The organism is Desulforhopalus glucosivorans (assembly GCF_054397165.1).
The window spans coordinates 1,884,841-1,902,011 of sequence record NZ_AP044854.1 but is presented as its reverse complement, the minus strand read 5'-3'; the positions used below and the strand labels follow the sequence as shown (position 1 = coordinate 1,902,011).

General features: G+C 43.0%; 15 protein-coding genes. 4 read left to right on the top strand and 11 right to left on the bottom strand.

What is annotated here, in order from left to right; all coding sequences use genetic code 11:
* The first annotated feature begins 11 nt into the window (after positions 1-11).
* The 3 genes from purD to ACX6CI_RS08100 all read left to right on the top strand — a co-directional run bounded on the left by purD (position 12) and on the right by ACX6CI_RS08100 (position 2,880).
* On the top strand, positions 12-1,793 hold the full coding sequence (gene purD, locus ACX6CI_RS08110; protein WP_458777662.1) for a phosphoribosylamine--glycine ligase: 1,782 nt from the start codon (positions 12-14) through the stop codon (positions 1,791-1,793).
* Positions 1,762-2,394, top strand: coding sequence for an L-threonylcarbamoyladenylate synthase (locus tag ACX6CI_RS08105; protein WP_458777661.1), 633 nt, complete (start codon positions 1,762-1,764; stop codon positions 2,392-2,394). Before purD ends, ACX6CI_RS08105 begins: the two co-directional genes overlap by 32 nt.
* Positions 2,395-2,556: 162 nt before the next feature.
* The gene (locus ACX6CI_RS08100) at positions 2,557-2,880 is read left to right on the top strand and encodes an Hpt domain-containing protein (RefSeq protein ID WP_458777660.1); all 324 of its coding nucleotides are present in this window, start codon (positions 2,557-2,559) and stop codon (positions 2,878-2,880) included.
* A 48-nt stretch (positions 2,881-2,928) separates the two neighbouring features.
* Here the strand turns inward: ACX6CI_RS08100 and ettA are convergent, their stop codons facing one another.
* From ettA to ACX6CI_RS08060, 8 genes are all read right to left on the bottom strand, one after another.
* Entirely contained in the window at positions 2,929-4,614 is a 1,686-nt protein-coding gene (gene ettA, locus ACX6CI_RS08095; RefSeq protein ID WP_458777659.1) for an energy-dependent translational throttle protein EttA, read from the bottom strand.
* 167 nt (positions 4,615-4,781) lie between these two features.
* Positions 4,782-5,594, bottom strand: coding sequence for a 4Fe-4S dicluster domain-containing protein (locus tag ACX6CI_RS08090; protein WP_458777658.1), 813 nt, complete (start codon positions 5,592-5,594; stop codon positions 4,782-4,784).
* A 31-nt stretch (positions 5,595-5,625) separates the two neighbouring features.
* Positions 5,626-7,869 carry a molybdopterin-containing oxidoreductase family protein gene (locus ACX6CI_RS08085; RefSeq protein ID WP_458777657.1) on the bottom strand — a complete coding sequence of 748 codons (2,244 nt, stop codon included), beginning with the start codon at positions 7,867-7,869 and terminating at the stop codon, positions 5,626-5,628.
* On the bottom strand, positions 7,859-8,374 hold the full coding sequence (locus ACX6CI_RS08080) for a TorD/DmsD family molecular chaperone (protein WP_458777656.1): 516 nt from the start codon (positions 8,372-8,374) through the stop codon (positions 7,859-7,861). Before ACX6CI_RS08080 ends, ACX6CI_RS08085 begins: the two co-directional genes overlap by 11 nt.
* Before the next feature lie 353 nt (positions 8,375-8,727).
* The gene (locus tag ACX6CI_RS08075; RefSeq protein WP_458777655.1) at positions 8,728-9,360 is read right to left on the bottom strand and encodes a lytic transglycosylase domain-containing protein; all 633 of its coding nucleotides are present in this window, start codon (positions 9,358-9,360) and stop codon (positions 8,728-8,730) included.
* The gene (locus tag ACX6CI_RS08070) at positions 9,357-10,670 is read right to left on the bottom strand and encodes a M18 family aminopeptidase (protein WP_458777654.1); all 1,314 of its coding nucleotides are present in this window, start codon (positions 10,668-10,670) and stop codon (positions 9,357-9,359) included. The genes ACX6CI_RS08075 and ACX6CI_RS08070 overlap by 4 nt, the downstream gene beginning before the upstream one ends.
* 63 nt (positions 10,671-10,733) lie before the next feature.
* The gene (locus ACX6CI_RS08065) at positions 10,734-11,432 is read right to left on the bottom strand and encodes a putative metalloprotease CJM1_0395 family protein (RefSeq protein ID WP_458777653.1); all 699 of its coding nucleotides are present in this window, start codon (positions 11,430-11,432) and stop codon (positions 10,734-10,736) included.
* Positions 11,433-11,745: 313 nt separating this feature from the next.
* Positions 11,746-12,822, bottom strand: coding sequence for a hypothetical protein (locus ACX6CI_RS08060; protein ID WP_458777652.1), 1,077 nt, complete (start codon positions 12,820-12,822; stop codon positions 11,746-11,748).
* Between the two features lie 307 nt (positions 12,823-13,129).
* On the opposite strand from ACX6CI_RS08060, the gene ACX6CI_RS08055 reads away from it, so the two are divergent.
* Positions 13,130-14,059, top strand: coding sequence for a manganese-dependent inorganic pyrophosphatase (locus ACX6CI_RS08055; RefSeq protein WP_458777651.1), 930 nt, complete (start codon positions 13,130-13,132; stop codon positions 14,057-14,059).
* A gap of 105 nt (positions 14,060-14,164) precedes the next feature.
* Here the strand turns inward: ACX6CI_RS08055 and ACX6CI_RS08050 are convergent, their stop codons facing one another.
* The 3 genes from ACX6CI_RS08050 to ACX6CI_RS08040 all read right to left on the bottom strand — a co-directional run bounded on the left by ACX6CI_RS08050 (position 14,165) and on the right by ACX6CI_RS08040 (position 17,170).
* Entirely contained in the window at positions 14,165-14,938 is a 774-nt protein-coding gene (locus ACX6CI_RS08050; RefSeq protein WP_458777650.1) for a hypothetical protein, read from the bottom strand.
* 402 nt (positions 14,939-15,340) lie between these two features.
* Positions 15,341-16,072 carry a TlyA family RNA methyltransferase gene (locus ACX6CI_RS08045; RefSeq protein WP_458777649.1) on the bottom strand — a complete coding sequence of 244 codons (732 nt, stop codon included), beginning with the start codon at positions 16,070-16,072 and terminating at the stop codon, positions 15,341-15,343.
* Positions 16,073-16,087: 15 nt separating this feature from the next.
* Positions 16,088-17,170 (bottom strand): tetratricopeptide repeat protein, encoded by a 1,083-nt coding sequence (locus tag ACX6CI_RS08040; RefSeq protein WP_458777648.1) that lies wholly within the window; start codon positions 17,168-17,170, stop codon positions 16,088-16,090.
* Position 17,171 lies beyond the last annotated feature (1 nt).

The window sequence follows — 17,171 nt, the reverse complement described above, 5'->3', positions numbered from 1 at the left end:
TGGAGTAAACCATGAAAATTCTTGTTGTTGGTTCAGGCGGGCGAGAGCATGCACTGGTATGGAAAATTGGCCAAAGTCAAAAGGTCGAAAAAGTATATTGCGCACCCGGTAATGCGGGAATCAGTAAACTCGCAGAGTGTATCAATATTGAAGCCACAGACGTTAAAAAGCTTGTTGACTTTGCCATCGCTGAAGAAATTGATCTCACAGTAGTTGGTCCAGAATCTTCACTTGTTGAGGGTATTGTTGATGAGTTTGAAAAGAACAACCTTCGAATTTTTGGGCCCAATAAAAAAGCTGCAATTCTTGAAGGTTCTAAAGTGTTTACCAAGGAATTCCTTAAAAAATACAATATTCCTACGGCGCCATTTAAAGTTTTCAAGGAAAAGAAAAAAGCTAAAAAATATATTGAAAACTGTGGTGCTCCAATTGTAGTTAAAGCTGATGGTCTTGCCGCTGGAAAGGGTGTTTTTGTAGCTCAGACCGTCAAAGAGGCCAAAGAGGCAGTGGATACCATAATGGCTGATAAGGCCTTTGGAGCTGCTGGCAACAAGATTGTCGTCGAAAGCTGTTTAGCGGGTGAAGAGGCCTCTTTTATTGCTTTTACCGATGGTAAGACTGTGCTGCCGCTGCCTACTTCCCAGGATCATAAAGCTGCATTTGATAATGATGAAGGACCAAATACCGGTGGAATGGGGGCTTATTCGCCTGCACCAGTTGTAACAGATGCAATTGCAGACTTTGTCATGGAAAAGGTTATGACACCAACCATTGAGGGACTTGCTGCAGAAGGGCGGCCGTACAAAGGTATGCTCTATGCAGGTCTAATGATTGACGGAGATACGATTAATGTATTGGAATTCAATTGTAGATTTGGCGATCCTGAAGCCCAGCCTCTTCTTATGCGCCTTAAAAGCGATATCGTTGAGATCTTCGAAGCAGCAATTGATGGTAAATTAGACCGGATAGAGATGAAGATTGATCCTCGACCTACGGTTTGTGTTGTTATGGCATCAGGCGGGTATCCAGGTGCATATACCAATGGTAAAATCATCAATGGACTCACTAAGGCTGCAGCAGTAACAGGAGTAGAGGTGTTTCATGCAGGGACCTTGAGAAAGGGTGGTAGGATTGTTACAAATGGAGGTCGTGTCCTTGGTATAACGGCAGTTGGAACTACTCTTCAGGTTGCAAGGGATCGTGCCTATAAGGGTGTCGATGCAATTCAATGGACGGGTAGTTCTCACCGTACGGACATCGGAGCAAAGGCTTTAAATAGAAGTAGCGTTAAGACGGATAAGAAGGTTCCAGTGGTTGGAATTGTGATGGGGAGTGATTCTGATCTTCCTGTTATGAGGGCTGCTGCAGATTTTTTAACGTCTGTAGGCGTGCGTTGTGAAATGACGGTGGCTTCTGCCCATAGAACTCCTGAACGTGCAGCGGAATACGCGAAAACAGCTGCAGAAAGAGGGCTTAAAGTTGTAATTGCGGGTGCTGGTATGGCAGCTCATCTCGCTGGAGTACTCGCGGCTCATACTGATCTTCCTGTTATTGGCGTCCCCCTTGATGCATCACCTTTGGGTGGTATGGACTCACTGTTGTCAACAGTTCAGATGCCTCCTGGTATACCTGTTGCGACCATGGGGATTGGTAAGGCGGGCGCAAAAAACGCGGGTGTTTTTGCCCTTAAATTACTTGCCCTCTCAGATCAGGAACTTGCTAAAAAGGTTGTGAAATTTCGTCAGGATATGGTGCTAGAGGTTGAAGAAAAAGCCAAAAAAATCCAGATGTAACAATCTTGTAGAAAAGAGGATTGGCAGTTCTATCGACCTTGCTGTAAATTTTTTACAACAAGGTCGGATTGTTGCTTTTCCTACTGAGACCTATTATGGCCTGGCAGTTGATCCTGAGAACCCATTGGCTGTGGACAGGTTATATCAACTTAAGAAAAGGCCTGTTCATAAACCCCTGCTTCTTCTTGTAGACCATGTTAGTTGGCTTGGTAAACTAACAACAGGAATTCCAGATGAATTCATTCCACTCATGGGCAAGTATTGGCCGGGCCCCCTCACGCTTATATTCCCGGCTGCAGACACAGTTGACCCTAAAGTGAGTGCTGGAACGGGCACTGTTGGTATCCGCATTTCACCCAATCCAATTGCTTCTCAACTCGTTAAAAGATTTAACCGTGCCATTACAGCAACCAGTGCAAATACATCAGGAATGGACCCTGCCAAAAGTGCTAAGGATGTTTTGGATATTTTTGGTGACTCAGTGGATTATATCCTTGATGGAGGTTTTACCAACGCAGGATTGTGTTCAACTATAGTTGGAATTGAGAAGTCGACGCTTACGGTTATTCGTCAAGGGGCGATTAATATCAACTGTGCGTGAGATAAAATGATATCTCGTTGATCGGGGTTAGCAGCTGGTATTGGTTTTTTTATCGTTTCTGTTTCAAATAGTTCTAGATAAAGAAGAAACTTGTGTCATATAATTTATATGTAGATATTTTATTCTATAAAGATCTGAAGTGTAAACTAAAAAGGATTATTTATGACAGCACTGAATTGGGATAAAGAGTTTGCCCTGGAGCAAGCCGCAGATGATGCGGAATTACTTGGGGAGCTGCTTGAAATATTTAAAGATTCCCTGAAGTCTGATATTGGACGTATTGAAGATGGACTCTTAGAGAAAGATGCTCTCAAGATAAGTGGAGCCGCCCACTCTATCAAGGGTGCTGCGTCGAGTCTTGGCATTCAGGGAATTAACGATGTGGCATTTGTTATTGAGACCGATAGCAGGGAAGGGGGATTGGGGGTAGCAGAGGAAAAATTGGAGACCCTTAAAGAACTCATGGGTCAGTTGCTTGAATTGTAGGGCTGAACACCACCCCGCAAGGAGTGGTGTTGGCTTTCCGTTCTGAATTTAATCCCTTGTTAAATTCCTGTATTTAATTCTATGAGGCTGGTCCGCTGCACTACCGAGACGAGCCTTTCTGTCCTTATCGTAGTCGGAGTAATTTCCTTCATACCAAACAACCTGTGAGTCGCCCTCAAAGGCCAGAATGTGGGTTGCGATTCTATCCAAAAACCATCTATCATGGCTGATGACAACCGCGCATCCACCAAAATTTTCCAATGCTTCTTCAAGAGCTCTCAGTGTATTGACATCGAGATCATTAGTAGGCTCATCAAGTAGGAGTACATTACCCCCTTCTTTAAGAGTCCTTGCCAGGTGCACCCGGTTTCGTTGTCCTCCGGAGAGAAGACCAACCTTCTTTTGCTGATCTGAACCCGAAAAGTTAAATTTGCCAACATAGGCCCGGCTGTTAATCTCTTTGGTACCGAGCCAAACGGTATCTTGCCCATCAGAAATGGCTTCCCAGATGGTGTGGTCAGGATTGAGATTGTCTCTGCTTTGGTCCACATAGGCAAGCTTTACAGTTTCTCCAATCCTGATGGTTCCTTCGTTGGGTTCCTCAGCTTTGGTGATCATTTTAAAGAGAGTTGATTTACCAGCACCGTTTGGACCAATGATTCCCACAATTCCACCGGCTGGTAGACTAAAGGTCATATCTTCCACCAGAATGCGATCGCCAAAACTTTTTTTAACCTGTTCAGCTTCAATGACAAGTTTACCAAGACGCGGTCCAGGTGGAATAAAGATTTCAAGATCATTTGCAAGTTTCTCAGTATCTTTTTCCATTAGTTTTTCATAGGAACTAATACGGGCCTTAGATTTACTACGCTTCCCCTTTGGGCTCATCTTAATCCATTCAAGCTCCCGCTTAAGAGTACGCTGTCGGTCACTCTCTTTCTTTTCTTCCATGGCGAGACGCTTCTCTTTTTGATCAAGCCAGGATGAGTAATTACCCTTCCAGGGGATACCTACGCCACGGTCGAGTTCCAGGATCCAGCCGGCGACATTATCGAGAAAATACCTGTCATGGGTAACAGCAATGACTGTTCCAGAGTACTGCTGGAGGTGTTGCTCAAGCCAGCCGACAGATTCAGCATCCAGATGGTTTGTGGGCTCATCTAGCAGGAGGATGTCAGGTTGTTTTAGGAGAATACGACATAAGGCAACCCTTCTTTTTTCTCCGCCTGAGAGGACGTCACAGACAGTATCTGCAGGAGGACACCTGAGAGCGTCCATTGCAAGTTCAAGACGACTGTCAAGATCCCACGCGTTTAAGTCCTCAAGTTTATCAGAAACCTCGGCCTGCCGATCAATTAAGGCCTGCATTTCGTCATCATCCATGGGCTCAGCAAATTTATCGTTAATTTGATTAAATTCATTAAGCAGGTCAACGGTCTCCTGAACGCCTTCTTCTACTATCTCTTTAACGGTCTTGCCTTCCCCCAGTTCCGGTTCCTGGGGGAGATAGTCAACCGTAAGACCTGGAGAGATATTGGTTTCACCATTAAACTCGGTGTCGATTCCAGCAAGTATTCTGAGAAGCGTACTTTTACCTGAACCATTAAGTCCTAGGACCCCAATTTTGGCACCATAAAAATAGGAAAGTGAAATGTCTTTTAAGATAGGTTTTGTGTCATAAAACTTACTGACCTTATACATCGAGTAGATGATTTTTTTGTCGTCGGTACTCATAATTAATTCCTCAGTGGCTTACGTATATTTTCTATGGATAGCTGAATGAAAAACTACATTAAAACAGGACTATTGATTTTGCGAGGATAGTACAAAAAAATACGCGATAATCAAACAAATGATTATCGCGTATATAAGAAAAGAGGGCTGTACCCAGAAAGGGCTACTTAGCTTTGATCTTTATCTTCATTGAAACTTTTAACTGCAAGAGCACCTACAAGTCCAAGTAAACCGAGGCCTTTTGCCTTCTTCACGGCAGGTTTCACAAGTGAAGCGAGCATTGCGCGTCTGCGAACCTGTCCCATGTCGGCAAGTTCAGGAGTTTGGGTCGCCATAAGGAGATCCATATCCTTTTTCTTGCCATAGTATCTGGAATTAGGTCCAAGGCTTCCACCTTCGGCCTCAATTCCTACAGCGCCGTTTTTGACATATTTTGAGACCTCTGATTCAGGATCATCAAGGTCGCCAAAAATACGTGCACCCGTGATACAGGTCTGTACACAAGCAGGTTCTTCACCCGCTTCAACTCGAGGTTTACAGTAGGTACACTTATCAACCTTACCATCATCAGATACGTCGTCAGTCTGGTCAGGATTTACATAACGCGCGTTGTATGGACAGGCATCGGCGCATGCTCCGCAGCCGATACATCTACTTTTGTCAACTTGCACAGTGCCGTCAAAAGGATCTTTCCACGTTGCAGCAACTTCCAAGGTTGTGGTTTCACCTGTTTTGGCATTTTTAAAAGTCATTTCCATCGTATCAGCGGGGCATTCATCTACACATACCGGTTCCTGACAGTGATTACACAGGCCGGGATAGTATGTTGATGCCATCTCCTGGCCAACAAGACTGGGTCCCATACGATAGACCCAGTTACGATTGTATTCTACAGGGACCTCCCACTCTGCTTTGCAGGCGATGGTGCAGGCGTGACAGCCAACACATCGTTCAAGGTCGATAATCATTCCGTATTGCATTGTATCCTCCCTAAATTACCTTAAAGCTGAGTTAGACAGAGGCTGGAATTGCCAGAATCTTGTCATCTTTTATAAGTTGTATAAAGTTATTTCTCATGCCATGGGCTCCAGTCTCCGGATCAACTGTGATCTTGGTCATGAGGCTGGTATCATCAACACCAGCATCGACACCAACACTCATAAGCGGATTGGCAGAGCCATAGCCGTGTGCCATATAAACGGCATCCTTTCTGATGCCTGGCGTTGTTTTAACTGTGGTCTTGGTGCGAGACTTAAATCCAGCCTGATTGATAAAACCAACCGAATCGCCGTCTTGAAGACCGAGGCTTTTCGCAATCTCATCGTTAATCCAGACAGGATTTTCTGGCATAGATTTGTTGAGCCATGCGTTATTCTGGGTACGGTTAAAGGTGTGTACAGGAACACGACCATAGAGCAGACGTGCAAACCCTTTCGGTGGTTGTTCAACAGGCTCGTAGGCGGGAATTCCAGAGAAACCTGCGTCCTCAATGTCTTCGTTATAGAAAATAACTTCAAAATCCTCAGGCATGTTATAAGGATCTTTACCTTTTTGAACGTGAATTCCACCTTCTTTAACAACACCTTCAAGGGTAAGACCCGCAACAGCAAGATTTTTTTCAACCATCTCCTTAGTGGATTGAACAGGAATCTGGTCCTCGTAACCCATGCGTTTGGCAATCTCATTGGTGATGTACACCTGATCCTTGCGCTCAAACATTGGCTCTGAAAAAGGGATTCTTGGAGCTATAAACTGTTGTTGAGAATCTGCAAAATCCCATTGGGTTCCGGTTTTGATGAGGTCATATCTCTCAAGGTAACTGGATTCCGGGAGTAGAATATCAGCCCACATGGTTATATCTGTTGGCATTACATCAACACACATAACGAAATCCATCTGTCTGAGAACATCCTTCATCTTCTCCTGACCCGGGATGGTCTGGATCGGATTCTGTCCCCAGATAACACAACCTTTAATGGGATAAGGTTTGCCGCTAAGGGCAGTGTCACGGATAAGCTCGGTGGGTGTTCCCGGAGGCGAGAACGGATGAACATACTCTTCATCCTCATTCATGTTGAGATTGTGTTCGTCACCATGATCATGTTTGGCCCAACTCATCTTGCCAACTTTTGGGTTCTTTGCAGGTACCCAGCCACCTTTGACAAAAAATGCACCAAGAACACCTGTTAAACAGGCAAGAGCACGCTGGCGCTGGAAATCATTACCATACCAGGAAACGTGTCTTCCTGGGTGGATTGATACACCAGGAGCACTTGCAGCGAGCAGTTCAGCAACTTCCTTAATTTGCTCAGCAGGAATTTCACACTCTTTTGCTGCTTTTTCAAGAGTCCAGCCGGTAATACCGTTCTTGAATTCATCGAAACCATCACCATACTCATCAATGAAGTCTGCAGCATGTTTGTCGTTTTTGATCAGGTAGTTCATGATTGCAAGCAAAAATGCAGTATCGGTTCCAGGCTTGATTTGTACCCAAATATCCGATTTAGCAGCTGCTGCTGAATACCTTGGATCTACAACGATAAGTTTTGCACCATTCTGCAATCCTTTAATGTATCTCTTGATATGGCTTACATGGACATTTTCACCAAGATGACTACCCAGTAAAAAGATTGCCTTGGCGTTTGGCATATCAACAAATTCACCTGGAGGCATTCCAATGGTTGAAAGATACGCAGTGTCGCGTATACCTCTACACTGAAAGAAAGAAGCTTCACTCACATTGTGAGTTCCTACAGTTCTCTCAAAAAAATGCATGGGGTACTTTGCACTGGAACCGTGGGGAAAGACGGAAATACCATGGGGACCGTATTGATCCTGAATGCCTTTAAGCTTCGCGCCACATTCGTCTAAGGCTTCTTCCCAGCTGATTCTTTTCCACTTAGGATTGCCTCTTTCACCAACGTTTTTTAAAGGGTACTTTAAACGGTCCGGATCATAAAGAAGTTGAACCCCGGCATTACCCCTTGCACAAATGGAGCTTCCGTTATCTATAGATTTTGGATTACCTTCCAGTTTGACGAGTCTGTCACCACGCTTCTTACCTACAAGCTGACAGCGCCAGAAGCACATTTCACATACACCACCGACAATGGTTTCGTCTTTGACAGTTCCTTTTGGTTCAAAAGGTGATTGCTCAAGACCTGTTTCGGATGCAATAACATCGGATAACGGTAAAGCGACTGCTGCTAGTGAGGCTGATTGTAAAAATTTTCGCCTCGAAAGTTTAAACGCCATATTCCTCTTCCTCCTTTGTGAAAAAATCAATAAGGCTTATGATAATCTGGTAAAAAGGATGTGCTGCTTCCTCTTTTACTCTTGTTGCAAATGTTGGGAACCATGGGAGAAAATATTTGGAAAGAAATTCTTTCTCACCTGTATGGTTTTGGTCTTTCGCTAAATAAGATAGAAATTCAAGTTGGTGTACAATACTGTCTGGCAGGTCTGCCCCTGCCTTGAGTGTATAACCTGCTCTATTATAGTATTGCAGTATGTTGTCGGAGTACTTTCCTCTGAGGGTCTTATCAATATAGACAGAGCCGTAGGGAGGCGCTGCTACATGGGGGGCACCATTTATAAATAATCTGGTATGTTCTACCTGAAGATCCTCTAAAATATCAGTGCTTGATGCAAAAAATTCTGTCAGTTGTTTTCCCTGATTGTCGCCACCGAGTGTTTCTAAAAGGAGTTGAAGTTTTTCAACATACTGTTCGTTAAACCAATCATGTCCGGGGTACTGCATACTTTGAGCACAAAAGCGGTAAAGGGTTGCTATGTGTTCAGCAGAAGAGTTATTTTGCATAAAAAGATGTATGAAATTAATTACTCACAGAGGATAGCTGAAAATCTCTGAATAACAAAAATTGGATGGTGTAAAGCGGTTTATTTAAGCTCGTTGTGTAATAGTACTTTTCTAGGGCTTATTTGTAAATACCAAAATATGGTCCGGCTACTGATGTTCTGTTTATAAAGAGACCATAAATGTAGGAAAATGTCAAAAATATAAGGCGGATACCCAACACATCATACCATGAGGTCAAAGGTAATGTGCGCATACCATGCATCTGTTAAGTGCATATTTATATCCTGATGTTGTTATCGAAGTGGGAAAATACGATTTTTTAATAGATAGACGTAATAGGCGTTAACCTTACCTATGAGATCTTCAGTTTCCCTGTAGGGAGCATGTTTGCCGTTTTTTAAAGAGCTGGTATTCTCCCCAGCATTCCAGGCAGACACGACTAGATCGAGTTTGCCGTCAAATCTGTGATTATATTTTGCTATCAGATAGCAGGTGATAAGTATATTGACAGCAGGATCAAAAAGGTCAGCTCTCTTAAGATTTGCGAGGGTACTTTTATCGATGTAGCGAAACCTGGTTTTAGATTTAGCCAGCACCTGTGCAGCTTCTTGACCAGTTGTGACAAGTATCTGACCTAAGCCAAGTGCGTTTTTGTTGGAAACCGCCCGTGGATTGCCGCTGGATTCAGCGAGGATCAGCGCGCGAACAAAATCAGCACTTACCTTGTGGTTGGGTTTAAAATAGGAAAAATTGCTGAAGTATCGTATTAGGTGATCGTACTTTTTGAGGCGCTCAATACTAATTTCGTTGACTTCACTGTTTTTATATTTGGTGACTGAGCTGTGCAGGCCAGCTTCCGCTAATTTGGGGCAAATGACACAACAGCTGATGCAAAGGTAAAAAACGAAGTGATTAAAATATATCATATATTGAGGAGCTGTTTGTGAACATCACTGGATAAAAACTGTTTAAGACTCTTGTAGAGTATTTCAGGGTCTTCACTGCCGGTAAGTTCACGTATCGAGTGCATTCCAAGTGTTGGGGCTCCTATGTCAATAGCCTGTACTCCAAGTCTTGCTGCTGCAAGGGGACCTATGGTCGATCCGCAGGGCATATCACTTTTCATGACAAATTCCTGGGATTCAATCCCCACCTCGTTACATAATTTTTTATAAATGGCATTGCTTATGCTGTTAGTCGTATAACGTTGATTGGCATTCACCTTTATCACGACACCCTTGTTGAGTTTTATGTCATGGGCAGGGTCCATTGTGTCGGTTGCATTGGGGTGAGTTGCATGGGCATTATCAACTGAAACAAGAAAGGTGTTGCTTAGGGCGCGACCTCGATCTTCGGGGTCAGGTAATATTCTTTCAATAATAGAATTGATGAAGTTACCTTGGGCACCGGTAGCTGACATGGAACCATTTTCTTCATGATTGGCTATATAGAACATGGTATTTTTAGAATTTCCAGCATCAACCATAGCCTGGCTGCAACTATAAGCGCTAAGCAGGTTATCAAGTCTTGCAGCCGTAATTATTTCATTTTTGCATCCAAGCAGTGTAGGGCCCTGGGTATCCACACAAAAAAGATCAAAACCTAATATACAATCAATCTCATATGACGAGTAATTGACGCCAATATAGTTGAGAATGAGTTCTTCTATGGACCCGGTTTCATCTTCATGCAGTAAGCCGGTAACAGGGGGTAAGTCTTTTTGTTTATTTACTGAACTCGCATTATTAGCTTCGCGATTAAGATGTATAGCAATTGAGGGGATGGTGAGCAGGGGGCGTTTGAAATTAACTAAGAAGACTTGGAGAGACCCATTATCAAGACTACAGGTAACGCGTCCTGCAAGGGTAAGATTCCTGTCAAACCACGGAGCAAGCAGTGCACCTCCATAAACCTCTACACCAAGTTGTTTGTAGCCCTTTGTGTTGATATCAGGCTGAGGTTTAAGTTGTAGACAGGGGCTGTCACTATGGGCAGTAATGATTCGAAAGCCGTCAGTCTCTTCTTCATTGCAACCGAGGGTAAATGCGATTAAGGCACCTTGTTGTCTTGATAAAAAATATGATTGACCTTTCTTGAGATTCCACGATTCATCTTCTTTTAACTCAATATAGTTATTGTTCAGAAAATATTGTTCTAATTGGTGTACAGCATGAAATGGGGTGGGGGAAGACTCCAGGTACTGAAATAATCCCTCATTAAATGGTGATATTTTCATATTTTACTGTAACCTTTCAAAAGTATGGAATAAATGAGTTTGCGCACTGGATGTCGGGTAATATTACATAGCTGACATTTGCTCATAAGCGGCAAGGGATGCCTTGAGTGAACTGACTGAAGGAGCTGAAGAGTTGTTTTGAGAACTTGAAACAGCCTCTACCTTAGGCGTCTCTTCTTCAGAGCTCAGAAGGATTTCTTGTTGTTCCTGAAGTAATTCCTGACGAGCTTGAGCTTCTTTTACAGAGGCTTGGGCAGCAACCTGGCGATCTGTAGAGGATGGGCTTGCAGGAGCCATCGCGGCCCGCTGTATGGTTTGCATTTTCTGGATGGTGGCATTTGGATCGTTTTCTGTAGATAGATCAATTCCGACCTCTCCACCAACTGCATATGCCTGGCCGTCTGGACCTTTTTGAAAGGTAAAGGAGGCTCCACCTCTAGCATATGCCCCGGCTGCGGCTAAATGAGCCTGTTCATGGGCTCTTACTTCGGTGTCGCGGGATTTAAGCTCAGTGAGTTGAGCGCGTTCTTCCTGGGTGAATTCCTGTTCGAATTCTTTTTGTACTTCATCTCTACTGTCTATTTCACCAGTGGCCGATGCATTTTTCTCTCTTGCCCGCTGGGAAATTGAGACAATATCAGAATTAGTATTGGCAGACGTATCTCTTCCGTTAGCCTTGTTTTGAGACTCGTTTTTGGTGTAGGCCTCAGAAAAGATTGTGCTTTGAACTGATAGTGGGTTTGATGTGCTTTGTAATTCCATATTGTTGCTCAAGTTAAGTGTACCTTTTAATAATATCTATTTTTGAGCAACATAGCAACTTTTGGTGCATTTTTTATTGTGAATTGCAAAATGATGGGTGGAGACAATTTTTGTCACATAGTGAAATAAAAAATGTATCTCTGTAAGTCGTTAATTTTGTATTCTAACCCCGATTCACGGGATAAGTGCCTCGAAGGTCTCACAGCGTTCACTATCTTGTGGTAAGACTAAACGTACGATTTTAAATTCAATTCCTGAGTTTCTCAGAGTCTGCACGACCTGTTATTTATGGCAGGCGTTCAGGAGTAAGGCACTAATTGTATTTCACCTTAAGGTCATACAGTGTGTCAAGATAAAATTCTCTCATCTTTAGATTTTTACCACCATTTTCAATTTCCTCGATAAGTGAGTCAATTCCGGGACGGATGTCAATTCCATGACGACTGTTTCCTGCATCATTTGCCCGATCGATTATAGAAATAGCGTAAAAGCTCACCACCATACGTGAATTTGAGTCCCGTCTAAACAGGTACAGTCTTCCGCCCATGGTGTTGATGAAAAAACATGCATAGTCGTATAAGGAGTCCTGGGCGAGGACGATTGAATATTGCTCTGTAAGTAATTCCGGTTTATTGGTGAGAGTATAGAACGATTTAAGAATTGATTCAAACGAGTCCTTCTCCCGATCAAGAATGCCTTTAAGTACAAGAATATTATCTTTGCCAATTATCCTGAAAAAGTGAGCTGTGTTTTTAAGTAAGGTAAATAAATCATCTGTTTCTCTCGTTACAGTGGGAGGATTATCGATCAGCTTCTGAATGAGTTTTGAAAAATGAGCCTTACTTGGCTGGGGAAGATTGAAGTCCTGCATATACTGCTGGGAGTCAAGATGCTCATAAAAACCATTCAATTTTTCAATTTGTTCAGCATAAATGGCTGAGATGTACGTTTCGTCAGTGGAGGAATCCTCTTCACTATTGGTCGCATTATCTTGAGATAATGAAACATTTTGGGAGTCCTCGTTAGTTACTGGGGGGATAGCAAGGTTTGTAGTAGTTGTGGATGAGCTTGTACCTGATACACCATTCAGGATGACCTGTTCTCCGCCATGGCGTATAGCTCGGGAATTATCTGTCTGGGATGACCTGTTATCAGCTGGGCTGGATGTGTTATCGCTATTTGTAGTTTCATTTAAGTCTTTATTGTTGACGACAATATCATTTCCAGCGACCGAACCTTCTTGAATGGATTGTAAGTTTTTTTGATAGAAGTAAAAACCGCCGGTGAGGAAGGCGATTGTAATAATAAACAGGTAGAGTACACGGTTTGATTGTTTTTTTACCCGGGAACGAGGAAAGCTTGGATCAGTATTGTCGTTGGTTTCGGTCATGGTAGGCAGTGGGCTTAAAGTAGTAATAACAACAATTGATGGTGAACCAAAACACGATAAACGTTTTTTCTATTAAAGTCACGGCAGAATAGATGATAATCCTGGATTTTGTTTGGTTAAGTAAACGGAAAAACGAATGTTTTTGGAGCTAATTACGTTACGATAAAGGGGAAAAAACATTAAAGCTTGACTGACGTACTTGAACACACTATTTTGATGTGGCGAATTTATATACATTAACAGTTAATACTGATAATATAGTAGTTTTTGGTTTTTAAACATTAATAATTCCATTGGAGGAACACACATGGCTATTCACGTAGTTGGACACGCAAACCCTGATACTGATTCCGTAACTTCTGCCATCGCACTTGCAGCATACTGTAATGCTAAAGGACAGGAAGCAAAAGCTTGTATGCAGATTGCGGCAGCTGATCTTAACCCTGAGTCTACAACTGTTCTCAAGCGTTTTGGACTTGAAGCTCCTGAGTTCCTTGATAGTGCTGCAGATAAAACTATCGCATTGGTAGATTTCAGTGATATCGCTCAAGGCCCAGCTGGTCTTGATTCTGCAGAGGTTGTTGCCGTTGTTGATCACCACAAAATTGGTGATGTTACCACTAATAACCCAATTCTTTTCAGAGCAGAGCCTGTTGGTTGTACCGGTACCGTTTTGAACAAGATGTTCAAAGAAGCTGGCATCGCAATTCCAAAAGATGTTGCTGGTGGAATGTTAGCTGCAATCTTAAGCGATACTGTTAACTTTAAATCTCCTACCTGTACAGAAGATGATAAAGTTGCCGTTGCAGATCTTAAAGCAATTGCAGGTGTTGATGACACTGAAGAATTGTTCATGGAAATGCTCAAAGCTAAGTCTGCTGTTGATGGTGTTCCTGCAAAAGATCTTCTCTTCCGCGACTACAAAGATTTCGACATGAACGGTAAAAAAGTTGGTGTTGGACAACTTGAGCTTGCTACCTTAGACCAGGTTGCTTCTGTTCGTGAAGCACTTGTTGATGCAATGAAAGAAGTTAAAGCTGATGGCCGACACACTGTACTGCTCATGCTGACTGACGTTGTAAAAGAAGGTACTGACCTCGTTGTACTTTCTGATGACGAAGCACTTATTGAAAAAGCCTTCGATAAGAAGCTTGACGGTGGTTCCATGTGGATTGATGGAATGATGAGCCGTAAGAAGCAAACTGTACCTAATCTGCAAACCGCTTTTGGATGTTAATATCCCAGGTAGCAGAAAGTTACAGTAGTTGAAGTAAAAAGAGGCTGGTTACATATGTAATCAGCCTCTTTTTTGTTTTTGATACTGAGGCGTAGAAAAAGTCTCCTACTTATTTCGACTGCGCTTGTCAATGGTTTGGACGATTGCCTCGATATCTTCAGGGGATGTTGAAGGTCGTACTGGAAAGAAACTGAGTGCATGAGTGTTGTAGGCAAGACCAGCTTTTTGTTCGTCAAGCAGTTTTTCTATATCCATAGCGAGTCTTTTTTCCTGCAACTCTAGCCGAGTCAGACGTTTACCTGCATTTTCATCATTTTTAAGCTGCTCAATTGCCTGTAAAAGTCTGGTCTGTCGAGATTTTAAGTCAGAAATTGACGGTAACTTGCCATTGTTCCACTGCTCACCATCGTTCCATTCAATATTGAGAAGCCCAATATATTTCCCGCGACTCGATGTTTGGGTTATTAGAGTTTTGCCGATAACCACCGGTGACATTTTACCAAGGGAACTATCTGAGCTTAGAAGGACGTCTATTTCGGGAAAGAGGGAGGCGAGCCTGTTATTTTCTTTTGCACGTAGGTTAGAAAGAACTATGAATATATCATATTTTCCGGAAAGTTCCTCGATGACAGTAGTGAGCGCAGTCCTGTAAGGGGTAACACTGTATACCTTGTCATTGATGGGGATATCAGTAATGCCAGTGATTGCAATTGTAAGAGAACCGCGTTGTATAAGACGATATGTAGGTACGTTTATTGTTTTTTTGGGAGATATCAGGTTTGCTGAGACCCAGGGCATACCCATTTCTAAACTGTCCTGAATAAATTGGCCTCCATCACCCACGTCGGATCCCGAAACAGCGACACCATCGTAACCCATTTTAATGTAGGCTTGGGCAATTTGGCTCGCCTTAAAGAGCGTGAAGTCGTCTCTTACACTGTGCCCATTTTTTATAAGGGATTTGCCGGCATCTAGTACCAGTAAAGATGAATTTTCTTGATTTACGTGAGACTCAATAAATGTTGCTTTACCGGACAGACCGCCCAGTTTGCTGGATTTTCAGCCTCCGCATGGTTTATGCTCGGCATCCATATTATTACTGAAAATAAGTTGTAAGGTATTGGGTTTACTAGTCTTACTTAGTGCATTAGATGGGGCTGCACAAAAGAATAAGAGGCAGGCCGTTATAAGGCAACCAGTGGCAGTCTGTGAACGTAGACGATAAAAAAACATAAATACCTCCTGAAGTATGATACCGGAAAGGGAAGGGGATGTTGCTGGTTATTTTGAAGTGATATGTATGAGAAATTCAGTGTTTCCCTTCGGACCGAGGATAGGGGAAGTCATTACTTGATCAGCGATTAAGCCAAAAGATTGAGAAAAATCTTTGACCTTATCAATAGCTTTTTGGTGAAGTACAGGGTCGGTCACTATTCCACCGGGACCAATATCACTTTTAGGTAATTCAAATTGAGGCTTAACAAGGGCGATAATTGCCACTCGACCTGTAAATAGTTCAAATAAAACGGGTAGGATTTTTGTCAGTGAGATAAATGAGACATCCATTACAGCAAGACCTACGTCGGCATGATTAATATCTTCTGGCGTTAATTTTCTCGCATTAAATCGTTCGAGGACTTCAACCCTGTTATCCTGGCGGATTTTCCAGGCCAATTGCCCGTATGCAACATCAATAGAGTAAACCTGCTTTGCACCGTTTTGAAGCAGGCAGTCAGTAAATCCTCCTGAAGACGCTCCTATATCCAAACATATAAGTCCTTCAACCGGTTGGTTGAAAGTAGCGAGGGCCCCCTGTAGTTTGAACCCTCCTCTTGAGACAAATGGACATTTCTCTTTTAGACGAATATGGACAGATGGTTTCAGGAGCAGACCCGGCTTATCAGAAACAGTATCGTTGACGTACACTTCACCTGCTCCAATAAGAGCTCTTGCACTTTCAACGTTTGCTGCTAATTGTCTATCAACGATGAGTTGATCAAGTCGAGTCTTCAACTGAGTAGCCGCTGCCTAAAGGTTATCAAGACGTTTTTGCGCGGTTTGTGCCTCACTACTGCTACCATGTTTTTTCAGTACTTTTTTATAAATAACCTTGGCTGTGTCTTTGTCAGCAAGTTTCTCAAAGGCCATTGCCTGCTTAAGCATTGCAGCTGGAGCTTTATTTGAACTTGAATGCTGGGCGATTATTTTCTGGTACTGCATAATGGCCTTATCATATTCCTTCTGCGCAAAGAGACACTCACCCATCATATAGCGCGCATCAACTTTTTGAGATGAACTGGAGGTAGATGCAATTTGTTCAAAGACAGTAAGTGCCTGGCTATATTTTTCACGGTCGTATAGCTTTTGGCCTTCAGAAAATTGATTCCCGGATGGAGCTGCCTGAGTCATGGTTTTCGTTGGCTTTGCAGCTGCAGGTGCTGGTGTAGATTGTGCAACAGTTGTTTCTGGGGTGCTCGCTTGCTGTGAAGAAGAGCTGGGTGTAATTGGAGGTGCAACGACACTGTGCTTCTTCTTTTTCTTTGTTAGTCGTATATGCTTAACGCTCCCGCTTGTTGGAACGGTTTGAATGACCGACTTAGACCGGCTCTTAGCAAGTTCTGCTGCAATGGATGCTTCCTTTGCCCTGCGTTCAGCTTCCTTTATACGTGCCTGCTGGATTGCCTTTACATTAGCTTCCTGTTCTTTAATCTTTTGATTCAGGAGTAAGGTAAGTTTTTCTTCCTTTTCTCGTTGTTGTTCCTGCATTTTACGAACAGCTTCTTCACGCTGGGCAGCTTCGTTTTCAGCAATGCTGGAAATAGACTCTCCGAGTTCTTTATTTTGCTCCCTCAGGCGTTGGTTTAAGTAATAGGACTCTTCCAATTGGCTTTTGAGCTGCATCATGTCCTGTTCCAGAACATCCATTTGTCCTGAGGCAGCTGCCTGCCGCTTCTGAAGACGATCAACGGTATCTGACTTCATATCCTCGATCTTCTTGTTCACAATTCGAAGCTGGTAGCGCAAGTCTTCTACGTCTGTTTGCGAAGCGCAACTGGCCAGAAAAGGGACCGTTGAAAGCAGCAGGGCAAGTTTTAAGAATGACTTTTTCATA